At 71.8% G+C, this 16,700-nt stretch carries 13 protein-coding genes; 7 read left to right on the forward strand and 6 right to left on the reverse strand.

Translation table 11 applies throughout. The features are described 5' to 3' along the window. Window position 1 precedes the first annotated feature (1 nt). Window positions 2-1,753, forward strand: coding sequence for a GMC oxidoreductase (locus tag ABD944_RS14945; protein ID WP_345176538.1), 1,752 nt, complete (start codon window positions 2-4; stop codon window positions 1,751-1,753). A 55-nt stretch (window positions 1,754-1,808) separates the two neighbouring features. On the opposite strand, the gene ABD944_RS14950 is transcribed toward ABD944_RS14945, so the two are convergent. Then, complete coding sequence (locus tag ABD944_RS14950) at window positions 1,809-2,711, reverse strand: zinc metalloprotease (protein ID WP_345176539.1); 903 nt, start codon at window positions 2,709-2,711, stop codon at window positions 1,809-1,811. Between the two features lie 169 nt (window positions 2,712-2,880). On the opposite strand from ABD944_RS14950, the gene ABD944_RS14955 reads away from it, so the two are divergent. After that, entirely contained in the window at window positions 2,881-3,609 is a 729-nt protein-coding gene (locus ABD944_RS14955; RefSeq protein ID WP_345176542.1) for a DNA alkylation repair protein, read from the forward strand. 24 nt (window positions 3,610-3,633) lie between these two features. Here the strand turns inward: ABD944_RS14955 and ABD944_RS14960 are convergent, their stop codons facing one another. Continuing rightward, window positions 3,634-4,413 carry a zinc metalloprotease gene (locus ABD944_RS14960; protein WP_345176544.1) on the reverse strand — a complete coding sequence of 260 codons (780 nt, stop codon included), beginning with the start codon at window positions 4,411-4,413 and terminating at the stop codon, window positions 3,634-3,636. A gap of 434 nt (window positions 4,414-4,847) precedes the next feature. Here ABD944_RS14960 and guaA point away from each other — a divergent pair, with 434 nt between their 5' ends. After that, a complete protein-coding gene (gene guaA, locus ABD944_RS14965) occupies window positions 4,848-6,434 on the forward strand; it encodes a glutamine-hydrolyzing GMP synthase (RefSeq protein WP_345176547.1) in 1,587 nt (528 codons plus the stop codon). Between the two features lie 92 nt (window positions 6,435-6,526). Here guaA and ahpD read toward each other — a convergent pair whose 3' ends face one another. From ahpD to ABD944_RS14980, 3 genes are all read right to left on the reverse strand, one after another. Continuing rightward, window positions 6,527-7,069 carry an alkylhydroperoxidase, AhpD family gene (ahpD, locus tag ABD944_RS14970; protein WP_345176549.1) on the reverse strand — a complete coding sequence of 181 codons (543 nt, stop codon included), beginning with the start codon at window positions 7,067-7,069 and terminating at the stop codon, window positions 6,527-6,529. 99 nt (window positions 7,070-7,168) lie between these two features. Continuing rightward, on the reverse strand, window positions 7,169-7,723 hold the full coding sequence (locus ABD944_RS14975) for a peroxiredoxin (RefSeq protein WP_345176552.1): 555 nt from the start codon (window positions 7,721-7,723) through the stop codon (window positions 7,169-7,171). Between the two features lie 373 nt (window positions 7,724-8,096). Continuing rightward, entirely contained in the window at window positions 8,097-8,975 is an 879-nt protein-coding gene (locus tag ABD944_RS14980) for an NAD(P)H-binding protein (protein ID WP_345176554.1), read from the reverse strand. 92 nt (window positions 8,976-9,067) lie between these two features. Here ABD944_RS14980 and ABD944_RS14985 point away from each other — a divergent pair, with 92 nt between their 5' ends. Beyond that, on the forward strand, window positions 9,068-9,772 hold the full coding sequence (locus ABD944_RS14985) for a TetR/AcrR family transcriptional regulator (RefSeq protein WP_345176557.1): 705 nt from the start codon (window positions 9,068-9,070) through the stop codon (window positions 9,770-9,772). Window positions 9,773-9,813: 41 nt separating this feature from the next. On the opposite strand, the gene ABD944_RS14990 is transcribed toward ABD944_RS14985, so the two are convergent. Next, window positions 9,814-10,449 (reverse strand): TetR/AcrR family transcriptional regulator, encoded by a 636-nt coding sequence (locus tag ABD944_RS14990; RefSeq protein ID WP_345176559.1) that lies wholly within the window; start codon window positions 10,447-10,449, stop codon window positions 9,814-9,816. 73 nt (window positions 10,450-10,522) lie between these two features. Between ABD944_RS14990 and ABD944_RS14995 the strand changes: the two genes are divergently transcribed. The 3 genes from ABD944_RS14995 (at window position 10,523) to ABD944_RS15005 (ending at window position 16,658) form a co-directional block, all read left to right on the forward strand. Further along, complete coding sequence (locus ABD944_RS14995) at window positions 10,523-12,025, forward strand: carotenoid oxygenase family protein (RefSeq protein WP_345176560.1); 1,503 nt, start codon at window positions 10,523-10,525, stop codon at window positions 12,023-12,025. An 88-nt stretch (window positions 12,026-12,113) separates the two neighbouring features. Further along, a complete protein-coding gene (locus ABD944_RS15000; RefSeq protein WP_345176563.1) occupies window positions 12,114-13,076 on the forward strand; it encodes a LysR substrate-binding domain-containing protein in 963 nt (320 codons plus the stop codon). A gap of 147 nt (window positions 13,077-13,223) precedes the next feature. Then, complete coding sequence (locus ABD944_RS15005; protein WP_345176566.1) at window positions 13,224-16,658, forward strand: bifunctional glycosyltransferase/CDP-glycerol:glycerophosphate glycerophosphotransferase; 3,435 nt, start codon at window positions 13,224-13,226, stop codon at window positions 16,656-16,658. Window positions 16,659-16,700 lie beyond the last annotated feature (42 nt).

The raw sequence follows: 16,700 nt of genomic DNA on the forward strand, positions 1-16,700 counted from the left end.
TGTGAAGCATGACTTCGACGTGCTCGTCGTCGGGTCGGGGTTCGGCGGCAGCGTCGCGGCGCTCCGGCTGACCGAGAAGGGCTACCGGGTCGGCGTCATCGAGGCCGGCCGCCGCTTCGACACGAACCCGGACGGCGCGCCGGGGTCCCGCTATCCGGAGCTGCCGAAGACGAACTGGCGCATCGCCCGCTACCTGTGGGCGCCCGCGCTCGGCCTGACCGGCATCCAGCGGATGCACCTCATCCGCGGCGCGAAGTCGAGCCGCGTGATGGTGCTGGCGGGCGCGGGCGTCGGCGGCGGATCGCTCAACTACGCCAACACGCTGTACGTCCCGCCGGAGCCGTTCTTCAAGGACCGGCAGTGGGCGCACATCACCGACTGGCGGGACGAGCTGGCGCCCTACTACGAGCAGGCCAAGCGCATGCTCGGCGTCGTCCGGAACCCGACGACGACGGCGGCCGACAAGGTCATGAAGCGGGTCGCCGACCGGATGGGCAAGGGCGAGACCTTCGTCAAGACGCCGGTCGGCGTCTACTTCGGGAGCGGCGCCGGGATCGAGAGCGCCGACCCCTACTTCGGCGGGGCGGGCCCGCGCCGGCGCGGCTGCCTGGAGTGCGGCGAGTGCATGGTGGGCTGCCGCCACGGCGCGAAGAACATGCTGACGGAGAACTACCTGTACCTGGCCGAGAGGGCGGGCGCCCGGGTGATGCCGCTCAGCCGCGTCACCTCGGTGCGGCCGCGCGCCGGCGGCGGGTACGAGGTCGAGATCGTCCGCACGGGCTCGTTCGGCCGCAACCGCAAGACGCTCACCGCCGAGCAGGTCGTGTTCGCCGCCGGCACCTACGGGACGCAGAAGCTCCTGCACAAGCTCAAGTCGACCGGGCTGCTGCCGCGCCTGTCCGACCGGCTCGGCGCCCTGACCCGCACCAACTCCGAGGCGATCCTCGGCGGCGGGCGCCGCAACGGCAGGCCGGGGCCGGACTTCTCCGAGGGCGTGGCGATCACGTCGTCGTTCCACCCGACGCCGGACACCCATATCGAGCCCGTCCGGTACGGCCGGGGCTCGAACCTGCTCGCCTCCCTCCAGACCCTCCTGGTGGACGGCGACCGGCCGGGCGAGCGGCACACGCCCCGGATCCGCAAGTTCGCCCGCGAGGTGCTGCGCAAGCCGGGCGACCTCCTCCAGCTCTTCGACGTCCGCCACTGGTCGGAGCGCACGGTCATCGCCCTGGTCATGCAGACCCGCGACAACTCGATCACGCTGCGGCCGAAGAAGGGCCCGTTCGGCTGGGACGTCCGCGCGACGGCGGGGCACGGCGAGCCGAACCCGACGTGGATCCCCGAGGGGCACGAGGCGACCCGCCGGATCGCCGAGGAGATCGGCGGCATCCCGGGCGGCGCCTGGGGCGACCTGTTCGACATCCCGATGACCGCGCACTTCCTCGGCGGCTGCGCCATCGGCGACTCCGCCGAGACGGGGGTGATCGACTCCTACCACCGCGTCTACGGGCACCCGGGCCTGCACGTCGTGGACGGCTCCGCCGTCTCGGCCAACCTGGGCGTCAACCCGTCCCTCACCATCACGGCGCAGGCCGAGCGGGCCATGGCGTTCTGGCCGAACCGCTCGGAGGACGACCCGCGTCCCGCGCTCGGCGACTCCTACCGTCGCGTGGCCCCCGTCGTCCCGAAGAACCCGGCCGTCCCGGCCGAGGCCCCCGCCGCCCTGAGGCTCCCGATCGTCGACATCACCTGAGGACGGACGAGTCCGGCGCCGGAGCGGGCCACCGCTCCGGCGCCGGGCGTCAGGATCAGGCGCGGTAGGCGGCCCACTGGTTCTTCATGCGGGTGGACTGGCCCGGCGTGAACTCGTACATGCACGAGTCGTAGCTGTAGTCCATGAAGTTGTGGATGGGGTCGGCGCCGGCCGAGGAGCAGGTGTCGCGGCCGGTGGGGCAGCCCGAGGCGGGGCTCTGCTCGGCGGGCGTGTCGGAGACGCTGTCCCCGGTGGTGCTGCACCCGCCCTGGAACGTGTGGTAGAGCCCCATCCAGTGGCCCACCTCGTGGGTTCCGGTGTCGCCCTCGTTGTAGTTGCCCAGCGAGCCGCCCGGAAGGCTCTGGTAGTGGATGACGACGCCGTCCATCTTGGGCTTGGATCGGTAGCCGCTCGGGAACGTCGCCCAGCCGAGGAGGCTGCTGCCGAGGTCGGCCGTGTAGAAGTTGAGGTCCTGCGCGTTGCCGGTGTGCAGGGCCGACTTCATCTGGGACTCGTAGCCCTCGGGGTCGGAGAACCAGGCCGCGTTCTGCGTCCGCCTGATCTCGGCCAGAGTGAACGTGACGCCGCTGCTGGCATAGGCGTTGTTGAGGACGCTGAGCTGCTTGGTCAGGACCGAGTCGGACACGTTGCCCGCGCTGCCGTAGACGACCTGGAAGTGCACGCGGACGGTGATGGCCGCCGCCGTGCTCGTCTTCCTCAGCTTGCCGAGGCGGTTCTGGAAGTCCTTCTCCATCGCGGCGACCTGGGCCGTTCCTGGCTGGTTCCGCTCGGTGGCGTGGGCCCCGGCGCGGACGCGGGCCTGGGCGGGCTGCTCGGCGCACACCGTGGGCGAGGCGGTGCGGGCGGACGGGGCGGCCAGCGTGGCGGGGGCGGCGGGGGCGTACGCCGTGAAGGCGGCGGCCATGCCGAGGACGGCGGCGATTCCGGCGCGTTTCATGGAACTCCTTGGGGGTGCGGCGCGTGCGGGGGAGCGCGCGCGTGGGGAGCGGAGTCATCGCTGGAACCAGGGTGGATGCGAACAAACAACACGTCTTTAGCAAACCTGGACGAACAGGCGCGGGTAATGCTGAATACGGCACCGTAGCGCGGCGGCGTAGCGTGTCCCCATGGACGTGGAGGAGGAGGCGTCGCGGATCCTGGCCGAGCTGCGAGCCCAGGCCGACCCGGTGCGCGCCGAAGGGGAGAAGCGCTACCTGAAGAGCGACCTCGCCCATATCGGCGTCCCGGTGCCCGCGTTGCGCAAGGTCGCGCTGTCGGCGGTCAAGAGTGCGCCGACCCGAGAGGAACTGGTCGCCCTCGCGGTGACGCTCTGGGACGTCACCGAAGAGGGCCGCCCGGTGCACGAGGCCCGCATGGCCGCCATAGAGGTCCTCGTGAAGCGGGTGGCGCTGCTGGAGCCGCGCGATGTGGAGCTGACGGAACGGCTCGTCAGGGACTCGGCGAGCTGGGTCTACGTCGACCAGCTCGCGGAGAAGGTCGTCGGCGCGCTGGTCGTCCGCAACCCGGACCTGGCGGCGGTCCTGGACGCGTGGGTCGCCGATCCCTACATGTGGGTGAGACGCACGGCCATGCTGGCACTCCTGGCGGGCGTCCGAGCCGGCGACCCCGATCTCGACCGCATCGGCCGGTACGGGGACGCGCTCATAGGCGAACGCGAGTTCTTCATCCGCAAGGCGCTCGGCTGGGTGCTCCGGGAGCTGTCCAAGAAAGACCCGGAGTGGGTGGCCGCATGGGTCGAGCCACGCGTGGGCGCCGTCTCAGGCGTCACGCTCCGCGAGGCCGTCCGTCACCTCCCACCCGAAGTCGCCACCCGTCTCAAGCCCGCTTCCCGGTGAAACCGCCGGAGGCGGGAGGGGGCGCTAGGCGCGGTAGGCGGCCCACACGTTGTGGATGCGGGTGCCCTGGCCCGGGGTGAAGGACGTCATGCAGGTGTCGTAGCTGTAGTCCATGTAGTTGTGCACCGGGTCTTCCCCGGGGGCGGGGCAGGTGTCCTTGAAGGACGGGCAGCCGTTCGTGGGGTCGCGCTCGGCGGGAGTGTCGGCGACGCGGTCGCCCTCCCCGCTGCAGCCGTCCTGGAAGGTGTGGTAGAGCCCCATCCAGTGCCCGACCTCGTGGGTCGCGCTGAAGCCCTTGTTGAAGTTCTCGATGGAACCGCCCGGCAGGCTGGCGTAGTGGACGGTCACGCCGTCCATCTGGGGGTCGGAGGTGTACTTCCAGGGGAACGTCGACCAGCCGAGCAGGTCGCCGCCGATGTAGGTGCTGTACAGGTTCAGCGTCGACTTGCCGCCCTTGTGCAGCTTCGGCTTGTAGGTGCCCTCGTAGCGTTCCGGGTCGCCGAACCATGCCGCGTTGTCGGTGCGGCTCACGGCCTTGAGCGTGAAGGAGACGCGCGCGTTCGCGCCGCCGTTGCCGCCGCCGTAGGACGTGTTCAGCGTGCCGATCTGGCGCTGGATCATCGCGTCGGACACGTTGCCCTTCGCGCCGGCGTGGATCACATGGAAGTAGACCGGAATGGTGATCTGCGCCGCCCTGCGCTGGCCCGCGCTCTTCGAGGCGCCATGCTTCCCCAGGCCGAGCCCGTCCAGGATCCGGTTCAGGCGCCTCTCCACGGCGGCTGCCTCGGCGGGGCTGAGATCCATGCGGTCTCGGGCATGGCCGTCAGTCCGGTGACGCGCCACGGCCGCCGCCGGCGGGTGCGCGCAGTCGTCGCCACGGCTTTCGTGCCCTGGCCGCCCGGATGGTCCGGTGCTCGCGGACGGCGCCGGCTGCCCGAAGGTCGCGGCGGGGACGAGGGCGGCGAGCAGAGCGGCGGCGGCGAGCGGCTTCACGGCACTCCTAGGGACGGCGTTCCGGCGAGCGCGGCGTTTCGGAGAAACGACGCTTCACCGAACACAGGGCGTCATCAACTGATATCAGACCGCAGTCATGCTGTGCGTGTGATCAAGGTAAATGGATGCCGACCGTTATAGGACAGTCGCCCCCAGTGACGATCATGTCGGGGACCGGGCGCATCGGCGCAGGCAGCGGCCCGTAGACTGGGAAGTCCCTTCCGGCCGGGCGAAAGGCGTAGTTGGTGGTCGCAGACCAGTCCTTTGACACCGTCCTCGTCGTCGATTTCGGCGCGCAGTACGCGCAGCTGATCGCACGACGGGTCCGCGAGTGCCATGTGTTCAGCGAGATCGTGCCGTCGACCATGCCGGCGGCGGAGATGCTCGCCAAGCGGCCCAAGGCGATCATCCTCTCGGGCGGGCCCGCGTCGGTGTACGCCGAGGGCGCTCCGGTCGTGCCGGACGGCCTGTTCGACATCGGCGTCCCCACGCTCGGCATCTGCTACGGCCACCAGGTCATGGCACAGGCCCTCGGCGGGACGGTCGAGAACTCCGACGTGGCCGAGTACGGCGGCGCCACCGTCGCCGTCGCGTCCCCCGGCATGCTGTTCGCGGGCCTGCCGCACGAGCAGGCGGTGTGGATGTCCCACCGCGACTTCGTGAGCAGCGCCCCGGCCGGCTTCACCGTGACGGCCAGCACCGACGTCACCCCGGTCGCGGGCATGGAGGACCTGGAGCGCGGCTTCTTCGGCGTCCAGTTCCACCCCGAGGTCCTGCACACCCAGCACGGCATGGAGATCCTGCGGCGCTTCCTCTACGAGGGCGCCGGGTGCCGGCCGAACTGGACGATGGTGAACATCGCGGACGAGTCGATCGAGGCCGTCCGGGAGCGGGTCGGGGACAAGCGGGTGATCTGCGCGCTGTCGGGCGGCGTGGACTCCGCCGTCGCCGCCGCGCTCGTCCAGCGCGCCATCGGCGACCAGCTGACCTGCGTGTTCGTCGACCACGGCCTGCTGCGCAAGGGGGAGCCCGAGCAGGTCGAGAAGGACTTCGTCGCCGCCACCGGGGTGAACCTGCACGTCGTGGACGCCCAGGAGCGCTTCCTGTCCGCCCTCGACGGCGTCACCGACCCGGAGGAGAAGCGCAAGATCATCGGACGCGAGTTCATCCGGGTGTTCGAGGAGGCGGCCCGGGAGATCGTCCACGGCGGCGCGGGTTCCGCCGGAGAACCGGCCGAGCCGGTCGAGTTCCTCGTCCAGGGGACCCTCTACCCGGACGTGGTCGAATCGGGCGGCGGTACCGGCGCGGCGAACATCAAGTCGCACCACAACGTCGGCGGCCTGCCCGAAGACCTCCAGTTCAAGCTGGTCGAGCCGCTGCGGACGCTGTTCAAGGACGAGGTCCGCGCGCTCGGCGAGCAGCTCGGCCTCCCGGCCGAGATCGTCTGGCGGCAGCCGTTCCCCGGCCCCGGCCTCGGCATCCGCATCATCGGCGCCGTCACGCGCGACCGCCTGGACATCCTCCGGGACGCCGACGCCATCGCCCGCGAGGAGCTCACCCGCGCGGGCCTCGACCGCGACATCTGGCAGTTCCCGGTCGTCCTGCTCGCGGACGTGCGGTCGGTGGGCGTGCAGGGCGACAGCCGCACCTACGGGCACCCGATCGTCCTGCGCCCGGTGACCAGCGAGGACGCGATGACGGCCGACTGGGCGAAGCTGCCCTACGACGTCCTGCAGCGGATCTCCACCCGCATCACCAACGAGGTCCGCGAGATCAACCGCGTCACCGTCGACATCACCTCCAAGCCCCCGGGCACCATCGAGTGGGAGTAGGGCGGCCCACCAGGCACGGCTGAGGCCCGGACGGAATCCGTCCGGGCCTCTCGCCTACCGTCGGACGCGCCCGCGGCCGGACGTGCCCGTCGTCAGACCGTGGCGGGGGCCAGCGCGGCCTCGGCGTCCAGCGTCGCGGCGGTCGCGTTCACCACGGCGGCGATCCGCAGCACCTCCTGGACGAGCTCGCGCGACAGGCCGGCCTCGCGGACGACCTTCTCGTGCGACTCCAGGCACCGCCCGCAGCCGTTGATCGCCGACACGGCGAGGCACCACAGCTCGAAGTCGACCTTCTCCACGCCGGGCCTGCCGATGATCGACATCCGCAGCCGGGCCGGGAGGGTCGCGTACGTCTCGTCCCCGATCAGGTGGGTGGCGCGGTAGTACACGTTGTTCATCGCCATGATCGACGCGGCGCCCTTGGCCGCCTCGAACGCCTCGGCGGACAGGTGGTCGCCCGCCTCCTCGGCGAGTTCGCGGATGACGACGGCGCTCCGCGTGGCGAGGGCGCAGGCCAGGACCGTCCCCCACAGCTGCTGGTCGGTGAGCTGGGAGGTCGAGGTCAGCGAGCCCAGGTTGAGCTTGGTGTCCTTGGCGTAGCCCGGGAGGGCGCCCTTCAGCGCGTCAACGCTCATGATCATGCGTCCTTTCGTGCGGACGGCCGGCCGCGGGTCGCGCGGCCGGCCGCCGTCGGTCCGTGGTCGGACTCCGCCGGGCCGGGCCCGGCGAGGGGCTCAGGCCCCGGCGAGCAGCTTGGTCGCGTCGAGCGTGTCCTCGCCCTTGTTCCAGTTGCAGGGGCACAGCTCGTCGCTCTGCAGGGCGTCCAGGACCCGCAGGACCTCCTTGACGTTCCGGCCGACGGAACCGGCGGTCACCATGGCGAACTGGATCTCGTTGTTCGGGTCGACGATGAACGTCGCGCGCTGGGCGACGCCGTCCTCGGTGAGGATGCCGAGCGACTCCGAGAGCTCGCGCTTGAGGTCGGACAGCATCGGGAACGGGATCTCCCGCAGGTCCGGGTGGTCCTTGCGCCACGCGTAGTGGACGAACTCGTTGTCGACGGACGCGCCGAGCACCTGCGCGTCGCGGTCGGCGAAGTCCTCGTTGAGGCGGCCGAACTCCGCGATCTCCGTCGGACAGACGAACGTGAAGTCCTTGGGCCAGAAGAACACCACGCGCCACTTGCCCTCGTAGGACTTGTGGTTGATCGTCTCGAACGCGTTCTCGGCGTCCAGCGAGACGCAGGCGGTGAGCTCGTACTCGGGGAACTTGTCACCGACAGTAAGCACGCATGCTCCTTCATCATGAGAATGGGGTCGCCTCCGCATGGGGAGGCGCAGGAGGGCCGCGGGCTCTTCGCCTCGGCGGCCGATGTCACTCACAGTGCCCCGACTCGATCAAAAAGAGAAATCGATGGATCCCACAAGCGCGATAGGCGCGGCCTATCAATGTGGCGGACGGTGTGCTGACCGGCGAAAAGAGAGCGGTCGGTCCGCCGGCCGCCCGTCCGGTAGACATAGATCACACAGATGCGCCCATATCGGGTCTAACTCTGCGTAGCGCGCAAGTGTAGGGCGCTCGGCTCTCCCCGGACAACAGGCGACATTGGTGACGGGTGCCGTTGCCGCGCCGCCGGCCATCCCCAGGACCCACTGCCGTCCGTCATGATCTGGCCGGCGCGGTTCCAGGGGTGAGGGCCGCCTTGAGGACGTCCCGGAGCGGGGTCGGAGGGCGGTTCAGCAGCCGGCCGAGGGCGGGATCGACCTGCGAGAACTCGCTTCGGCGAGCCGCGGCGAACATGGCCGTGAGGATGTCCGCCCCGTGCTCGGGGACGCCGTGCGCGATCAGGCCGGACCGGTACTCGGCGTCCGGCACGACCACGTGCCTGATCGGACGTCCGGTGATCTCGGAGGCGAGGGCCGCGACCCCGGCCATGCCGACCGCCTCGCCGCCCGTCAGGGCCGGGGTGACGCCGTCGAAGACCTCCTCGGCCAGCGCGGCCGCGGCGGCTTCGGCGAGATCGTCGTGGGAGGTCCAGGAGACCGGCCCGTCCTCCGGCGCCGCCAGCTCGCCGGTCCGCAAGGCGGTGTCGAGGAGCGCCGCCGTCGTGGACGCGTAGAAGCCGTTGCGCAGCGATGTGAAAGGGACGCCCGAGGCTCGCAGCGCGTCCTCGGTGGCGGCGTGGTCCCGCATGGGCGGGAAGAGGGAGGACGGGCTCGTGCCCATGTGGCCGGTGTAGACGATCCGGCCGGCGCCCGCCTTGACGGCCGCGTCGATCGCGGTGCGGTGCAGGCGCAGCGCCGCCTCGCCGGTGGTGTCGGCGGACACGATCAGGATCTGCGACGCGCCCTCGAACGCGCGGGCGAGGCTCTCGGGATCGGCGAAGTCGCCCCGGCGGACGCGGACGCCGCGTTCACGGAGGTCTCCCGCCTTCTCCGGATTCCGGACGCTGACCCCGATCTCCTCGGCGGGGACGCGTCCGAGCAGGCGCTCGACGGTCATCCGGCCGAGTCGCCCGGTGGCCCCGGTGATGATGATCATTGCTTCCGCCCCTTCGCCGAATCAGTGCTAACGAAATCACGGTAACACCGATACTTGAACAGTGCTAACCCAAGTCTGTTATCGTCGTTAGCATGCAGGAAGGGCATTCCGGTGACGGACCGCGGGAGCGCATCCTCGCCGCCACCGCCGAGCTCCTGGCCGAGGGCGGGCGCGAGGCCGTCTCCACGCGCGCGGTGGGGGTCGCGGCCGGGGTCCAGGCGCCGACCATCTACCGGCTCTTCGGGGACAAGGGCGGCCTGCTCGACGCGGTCGCCGCCGAGGGCTTCGCGGCCTACCTGGCCGCCAAGGCCGGCCCGCGACCCGACGCCGACCCGGTGGACGACCTGCGCGCCGGATGGGACGAGCACGTCGAGTTCGGCCTGGCCAATCCGGCCCTCTACATGCTCATGTGCGAGCCCCGTCCCGGGAGGGCGCCGGCGCCGGCGGCGGTCGCCGGGTTCGAGATCCTCTCCGCCCGCATCCGGCGGATCGCCGAGGCCGGGCGGCTGCGCGCCGGTGAGGAGCGTGCCGTCCGGCTCGTCCACGCGGCCGGCTCCGGCACGACCCTCGCACTGATCGCGATGCCCGAGGGCGACCGCGACCCGGGGCTGTCCGTCATGGCGCGTGAGGCGGTCATCACGGCGATCACGACGGACGCTCCCGTGCCGGCGGCGCCCGGCCCGGTCGGCGCCGCCATCGCCTTGCGCGCCGCCCTTCCCCAGGCCGTCGCCCTGACCGAACCGGAGCGGGGCCTGATGCGGGAATGGCTCGACCGCATCACCGACCACTCTGGCTGACCCTCGCCTGAGGGCGGCCCTCGACGGCGCGAGGGGCCGGCTCAGCGGGGCCGGGCGGCGGCGTGGACGGCGAGGGCTTCGGCGGCGTCGGCGAACATGTCGGCCAGGCCGGACAGGGAGGTCGGGATCTCGCCGTCCAGCCAGGCGACGAGGTTCTCGTTCCACCCGGCGACCAGCATCGTGGCGGTGAAGCGCATGCGCGCGTCGGCGTCCGGCGGGATGTCGTAGAACGTGCGGGCGTACTCGATGACCAGGCGGGCGTAGTCGCGGCGGGCGGCGTGCTGGCGCGCCCGCAGGACGGGGCTGGCCGCCGCCTCGACCAGCACCACGCGGATCTTGCGGGGGTCGGTGCGGCCCGTGTCCAGCGCGGCCAGGGCGGCGGAGCGGACGGTCGTGCGCAGGTCGGCGTCCGGTCCGGCGGCGGCCACTCCCCGGGCGGCGGCCTCGGCGATCTCCGCGACGATCCGGTCGTGGACCTCGGTGAGCAGGGCGTCGAGGTCGGTGAAGCTCTCGTAGAAGTAGCGCGGGTTGAGGCCGGCGCGCGCGCAGACCGCGCGCAGGGACGTCCCCCGGACGCCCTCCGCCGCCAGCAGGTCGAGGGCCGCGTCCAGGAGGGCGGCGCGGCGGTCGGCGCGGCGGCGGTCGGCGGTCACGCCGCCGTACGGGCGAGGACTCACCCCGCAATCTTGACACAGCCGTTGCCAGAACCTACTTTTCTGGCAACATGCGTAGCCAGATGGGGAGGCCCCCGTGCCCCGCTCCAGCGACACAGACCCCCTGACGACGGACACCGCAGCGCCCCGGCCCGGCGAGCCGGACATGGCGCGCGTCTTCGCGCCGCTCCTGCGCGAGCACGACTACGTCATCGACCAGATCGACGGGAAGCTCCCGCCCGGCCTGACCGGGACGCTGTACCGGATCGGCCCCGGCAAGTGGGAGGTCGGGCGGACGCTGATGCACCACCTCTTCGACGGCGACGGGATGGTCTCGCAGTTCGCCTTCGACGGGCGGTCCGTGCGGTTCCGCAACCGGTACGTCCGGACGCCGCAGTTCAGGCAGGGCATGGTCGCCGACGGGCCCGTCCGGCCGGGGGTCGGAACCCCGCTTCCCGGCGGCTTCTGGGCCAACTTCGTGAAGGGGAAGGGGCCGGCGAACCCCGCCAACACCGGGATCGCCCTGCACGCCGACCGGCTGCTGGCCCTGTGGGAGGGCGGTCCGCCGCACCGGCTCGACCCCGACACGCTGGAGACGCTCGGCGTCCACGACTTCGACGGGCGGCTGCGCGGCGCGCTCAAGGCGTTCTCCGCCCACCCGAAGTGGGATCCGGTGACGGGCGAGATGTTCAACTTCGGACAGGACTTCAGTCCGCTGCCGTCCCTGAACTGCTGGAAGGTCGACCGGCGCGGCCGGCTGCGGCGGCTCGCCCGGGTCCGGATGGCGAACATGCCGTGGAACCACGATGTGGCGCTGACGACCGACCACATGGTGTTCGTCCTGGACCCGTACATGGTCGACCTGCGCACGATGTTCGGCGGCGGCGCGTCGGTGTTCGACGCGATCCGGCACCGTCCCGAGAAGGGGACGCGGTTCGTGCTGGTGCCGCGCGACGGCGGTCCGGCGCGGGTCGTGGAGCACGAGGCGCTCGTGCACGTCCACGTGGCGAACGCCTTCGAGGACGGCGCCGACACCGTCGTCGACCTGGTGCTCTTCGACGACTTCGAGGCGATCAGGCGTGACCTGTCCGACTTCCGCGCCCGCTTCACCGACCTGCCGTCCAGCAGGCTGACGCGCTGCCGGATCACCCCGGCGGGACGGGTGATCGAGACGCCGCTCTCCGACCTGCCCGGCGAGTTCCCCCAGTACGACTGGCGCCGCTCCACGCGCAGGCACCGCTACACCTACATGACGGGACGGACGGGCCCGAGCGGTGAGTACGACACCGTCCTGAAGGTCGACAACGACACCGGCCGCACGCAGGCGCACGAGGCCGGCCCGCACACCTACGTGGGCGAGCCCGTCTTCGTGCCCCGCGCGCCGGACTCCGCCGAGGACGACGGGTGGCTCCTGGCGGTCGTGTATCTCGCGGCGGAGCACCGCTCGCGGCTCACCGTCCTGGACGCCAGGGACCTCACCTCCGTCGCGGACCTCCACCTGCCGCATCACATCCCGTTCGGCTTCCACGGCACCTTCACCCCGCGCGTCGCCGACCCCGACGCGCCCATTCCCCATCCCGACCGCCTGCCCGTCCGCTGAGCGCCTGCCCGCTGTGGTGAACACCACCCCGCCTCCACCTGGGACAAGTCACGGTGCGTGATCGGCCTTGGGTAATGTCTGCGGCAGGATGGGGATCAGCAGACCGACGGTGGCCCAGTTGCGGGCGTTCCTGGCATTGGCGGAGTACCTGCATTTCCGCGACGCCGCCGCCGCTCTCCGCATGAGCCAGCCCGCCCTGTCCGGGGCCGTGGCGGCGCTGGAGGAGGGCCTCGGGACGCAGCTCGTCGAGCGGACGACGCGCAAGGTCCTGCTGACTCCCGCGGGGGAGCGGGTCGCGCGGCGGGCCGAGACCGTCCTGGCGGAACTCGACCGGCTGGTCGAGGAGGTCCAGGCCGTCCGGGGGATGCTCGTCGGGCCGCTCAGGGTGGGCGTCATCCCGACCGTCGCGCCGTACCTGCTGCCGGTCGTCCTTCCTCGGCTCGCCAAGGAGTTCCCCGACCTGGAACTGTCCGTCCACGAGGAGCAGACCGGCCACATCGTCGCGGAACTGCTCGCGGGACGCCTGGACGTGGTGCTGCTGGCGCTTCCCGTGCCCGCGTCGGGCGTGACGGAGCTGCCGCTGTACGACGAGGACTTCGTGCTCGTCGCGCCCGCCGGGTTCGAGCTGGGAGCGACCGGGGTCGCGCGGGAGGCGCTCAACGACCTCGACGTCCTCCTGCTGAACGAGGGCCACTGCCTGCGCGACCAGGCGCTGGACGTCTGCCGGGAGGTGGGGGCGCGCGCCGCCGCGGCGACGTACGCCACGAGCCTGGCGACGCTGGTCCAGCTCGTGTCGGGCGGCCTCGGGGTGACGCTCGTCCCCGAGACGGCGCTGCCCGTGGAGACCCGCCGGGCGCCGAACCTCGGCCTGCACCGGTTCGCGGCCCCGGCGCCGTTCCGCCGCGTCGGCCTGGGCTTCCGGTCGACGTCGCCGCGCGCGGACGAGTTCGAGGCGCTCGCCGCGAGCGTCCGCGCCGCCCTCTCCGAGTCGGCCGCGGCGGAGTCGGGCACGGCGGGGCCGGGCGCGGCCCCCGGCATCCGCCCCGCCTGATCCCCGGCTCTGATCCTTCGGGTTAACGCCCAGGTCAAGCCGCGGCCAGGCGAGGTCAAGTCTGCGTCAGGGGACGGCCTCGCAATCGCGATGCGCGTTCGTGCGGCGGCGTGACGTCACCATGCTCGGGGGCGAGGAGGAGGCCCCATGTCCCCGAAGCTCAGCGTGGTCGTGCCGTTCCACAACACCGAGGAGTACCTCCAGGAGTGCCTGGAATCGCTGGCGGGCCAGACGCTGGGCGACCTTGAAGTGATCATGGTGGACGACGGGTCCACTGACAACGGCGCCGTGATCGCCAAGGACATGTGCGGCCGCGACCCGCGGTTCCGGCTCCTCACCCGGGAGAACGAGGGGCCGGGGCCCGCCCGCAACGCGGGGGTGCGGCAGGCGAGGGGCGAGTACCTGGCGTTCGCCGACGCCGACGACGTCGTGGAGCGCGAGGCGTACGCGCGGCTGGTCGCGTCCCTTGAGCGGACCGGGTCGGACCTGGCGTCCGGCAACGTCCAGCGGATGGACGACGACCGGACCTGGCAGTCGCACCTGCACGACGGCCTGTTCACGCAGTCCCGTTCGAAGACGCATGTGTCGTCCATGCCGATGCTCATGCGCGACCGGACGCCGTGGAACAAGGTGTACCGGCGGGCGTTCTGGAACCGGACCGGTCTGGAGTTCCCCCCGGGCTACTACGAGGACCCGCCTGTCACGGCGCGCGCGCACGCCCTGGCCCGTTCCGTCGACATCCTCAGCGAGACGGTCTACTTCTGGCGCAGACGTCCCGGGTCCATCACAGAGGACCGCTACGACTGGGACAACTTCAGCCAGCGCATGCGCTCCGCCCGGGTCGTCCGGGACGGTCTGGCCGACTACGCCCCGCAGCTCCTGAACGCCTACGACGAGCACGTGCTGATCCCGATCGAGCTTCGCGTCCTGTTCGAGGCCCTCCCGAGGACGCAGGACGAGAACCGCGGGGAACTCGTGGCCATGGGGGCGGCCCTGGCACGGCGGGTGAACGCGCGCGTCCTCAAGCGGCAGCCCGCGATGACGCGTCTGCAACTGCACCTGCTGTGCCGGCGGATGCTGCCGGAACTCCTGGAGGTGCTGCGCTTCGTCCAGCTGCGCAAGGCGGCGGACGCGCCGCGCGTGCGGCGCGGCCTGCGGCACCGCTGGTACGCCGAGTACCCGTTCTTCGAGGACGAGGACCGGGGCGTCCCCGCGCACGTGTACGACGTGACCGACGAGCTCAGGCCGGTCGCGGCGATCGACCGGGCCACCTGGGCGGACGGGCTGCTGCGCCTGGAGGGCCACGCCTACGTCCGGCATCTGGACGCCTCCAGCGAGGACGGGTCCCGGATCCGGCTCTGGCTGGTGGCGGCCAACAAGCGGGGCCTCGTGCGCGTCCCGGTCCGGAGGGTCCGCAGGCCGGACGTGACCGCCGGGTCGCGGCAGTCGAACGTCTCCTACGACTGGTCCGGCTTCGTCGCGGAGATCGACCCGTCCGCGCTGCGGATGTTCGGGCGCTGGCGGGACGTCGACTGGGTGCCGTGCGTCGAGATCGTCAACCGGGGGCTGCGGCGCCGGTCGACGTTCACCGGCCCGCGGCTCACCGGGCGGCAGTGGCCGCGGGACAGGGAGTGCGCGCCGGGCGTGCTCGTCCAGGGCGTCGCGGGCCGGAACCGCTTCGTGATCCAGGTGCGCCGCACGCCGGCGGCGGTCGTCGGCTGCCACCTGGAGGGCGGCGAGCTGTGGCTGGACGGCTGGAGCCGCGTCCCGCTCGGGGACGAGCCGCGCGTCACCGCCACCCCGAGGACGGGGCGGGCCACGGTGCTCGGCCCGGTCGAGCCGGTCGGCGCCGACGGGTTCCGGGCGCGGCTGCCGGTCGCCGGGCTGGCCCGGCGGCAGGGCGACTGGGAGATCGCCCTGTCGGAGGGGATCCGCCCGTACCTGGACGAGGACGCCGCGGGCGCCGCCTTCTCCGTCCCCGGCGGGGAACTGGAGATCGCCAGGACGCGGCGCGGCACGCTGAGGATCGTCTCCCGCGGGCGCGTCCTCGCCGTCGAGGAGGTGTCGTGGTCGCCCGAGGGCGCCCTGCGCCTGGCGGGCACGTGCTCGGAGCGGATCGGGCGGCCCGACTCGCTGGTCCTGCGGCGGCGGCGGTCGAGCGAGGAGCACGCCGTCAGGCTGCACTGGGAGGACGACCGGTTCACCGCAGTGTTCTCGCCCGCGCGCATGCCGGTGCTCGGGCTGTCGCGCCCGCTGGTCTCCGGCCGCTGGGACGCCCTCGCCACCGTCGGCGGGGAGGAGCGGCCGGTGGTCGTCCGCCGCCACAGCCTCCGCGACCTGCCGGAGCCGTTCGAAGCGGGCCTGCACCGGATCACCGTCCGGGCCCAGAAGACCGACCAGTTGCAGTTGCGCGTCGAGACGGCCTTGGACGACGACGAGCGCGGAGCCTACGCGCAGAGCCGCATCCGGTCCGGGCACTACCGGCGCCACCTGAACCTGCCCGTCCGTGAACTCGCCGTGTTCGACGCGTACAAGGGGCGCCAGTACTCGTGCAACCCGCGCGGCATCTATGACGCGCTGCGGCGCCGCGAGACCGACCTGGAATGCGTGTGGGTCACCGAGAACGGACAGTTCGGCAAGCCTTCCGGCGCCCGCACCGTTCTGGCCGGGACGCGGGAGCACTACGAGGCGCTCGCCCGCGCGCGCTACATCTTCGGCAACTGGTCGCAGCAGGAATGGTTCACCAAACGCGAGGACCAGACCTACGTGCAGTGCTGGCACGGGACGCCCCTGAAGAAGCTCGGGTACGACGTCAAGCAGATGCCCTTCAAGCGCACCGAGGGCGTGGACTGGATGGAGCACGACGTCCCTCAGTGGGACCTCCTGCTCGCCCAGAACGCGTTCTCCGTGCCGCTGTTCCGGCGCGCGTTCGGCTACACCGGGGACGTCCTCGAAAGCGGCTACCCCCGCAACGACGTGCTGAGCAGCCCGCACCGCGACGAGATCGCCGCGGCGGTGCGGCGGCGGCTCGGCATCCCGGAGGGCAAGCGGGTCGTCCTGTACGCACCGACCTGGCGGGACGATTTCCACCACGCGATCGGCAAGCGCGCGTTCCGCCTCGAATTCGAGATCGACAGGTTCCGGGCCGCGCTGGGCCGCGACCACGTCCTGCTCCTGCGGACGCACTACCTCGTCACCGACCGCCCGAGGCTGCGGCCGGGCGACTGCGTCATGGACGTCTCGGTCTACCCCGACATCTCGGAGCTGTTCCTCATCAGCGACGTGCTCGTGACCGACTACTCGTCGTCCATGTTCGACTTCGCCGTCACCGGCCGCCCGATGGTGTTCTTCACCTACGACCTGGAGCGCTACCGCGACCACGTGCGCGGCTTTTACTTCGACTTCGACGCGGAGGCGCCGGGGCCGCTGCTCGCCACCACGCAGGACGTCGTCGAGGCCCTCCGCGAGCCCGCCGCGCTGGAGACCGGGTTCCGGGACGCGCGCGCCGCCTTCGCCGCCCGGTACTGCCCGCACGACGACGGCCACGCGGGCGCCCGCGTGCTCGACCGGGTCCTCCGCTGAAGCCCCGCAAGCCCACGAATCCCCGAAAGCCCAGTACGGAGC

The organism is Actinomadura verrucosospora, assembly GCF_039540335.1.
In the GTDB taxonomy this organism is placed as follows: Bacteria; Actinomycetota; Actinomycetes; order Streptosporangiales; family Streptosporangiaceae; genus Spirillospora; species Spirillospora verrucosospora.

Bases quoted from the DNA above. Each gene is read 5' to 3' on its own strand.
- ABD944_RS14950 (WP_345176539.1), bottom strand. From the start codon at position 2,711: ATGAAACGCGCCGGAATCGCCGCCGTCCTCGGCATGGCCGCCGCCTTC.
- ABD944_RS14955 (WP_345176542.1), top strand. From the start codon at position 2,881: ATGGACGTGGAGGAGGAGGCGTCGCGGATCCTGGCCGAGCTGCGAGCC.
- ABD944_RS14960 (WP_345176544.1), bottom strand. From the start codon at position 4,413: ATGGATCTCAGCCCCGCCGAGGCAGCCGCCGTGGAGAGGCGCCTGAAC.
- ahpD (WP_345176549.1), bottom strand. From the start codon at position 7,069: ATGAGCGTTGACGCGCTGAAGGGCGCCCTCCCGGGCTACGCCAAGGAC.
- ABD944_RS14980 (WP_345176554.1), bottom strand. From the start codon at position 8,975: ATGATCATCATCACCGGGGCCACCGGGCGACTCGGCCGGATGACCGTC.
- ABD944_RS14985 (WP_345176557.1), top strand. From the start codon at position 9,068: ATGCAGGAAGGGCATTCCGGTGACGGACCGCGGGAGCGCATCCTCGCC.
- ABD944_RS15000 (WP_345176563.1), top strand. From the start codon at position 12,114: ATGGGGATCAGCAGACCGACGGTGGCCCAGTTGCGGGCGTTCCTGGCA.
- ABD944_RS15005 (WP_345176566.1), top strand. From the start codon at position 13,224: ATGTCCCCGAAGCTCAGCGTGGTCGTGCCGTTCCACAACACCGAGGAG.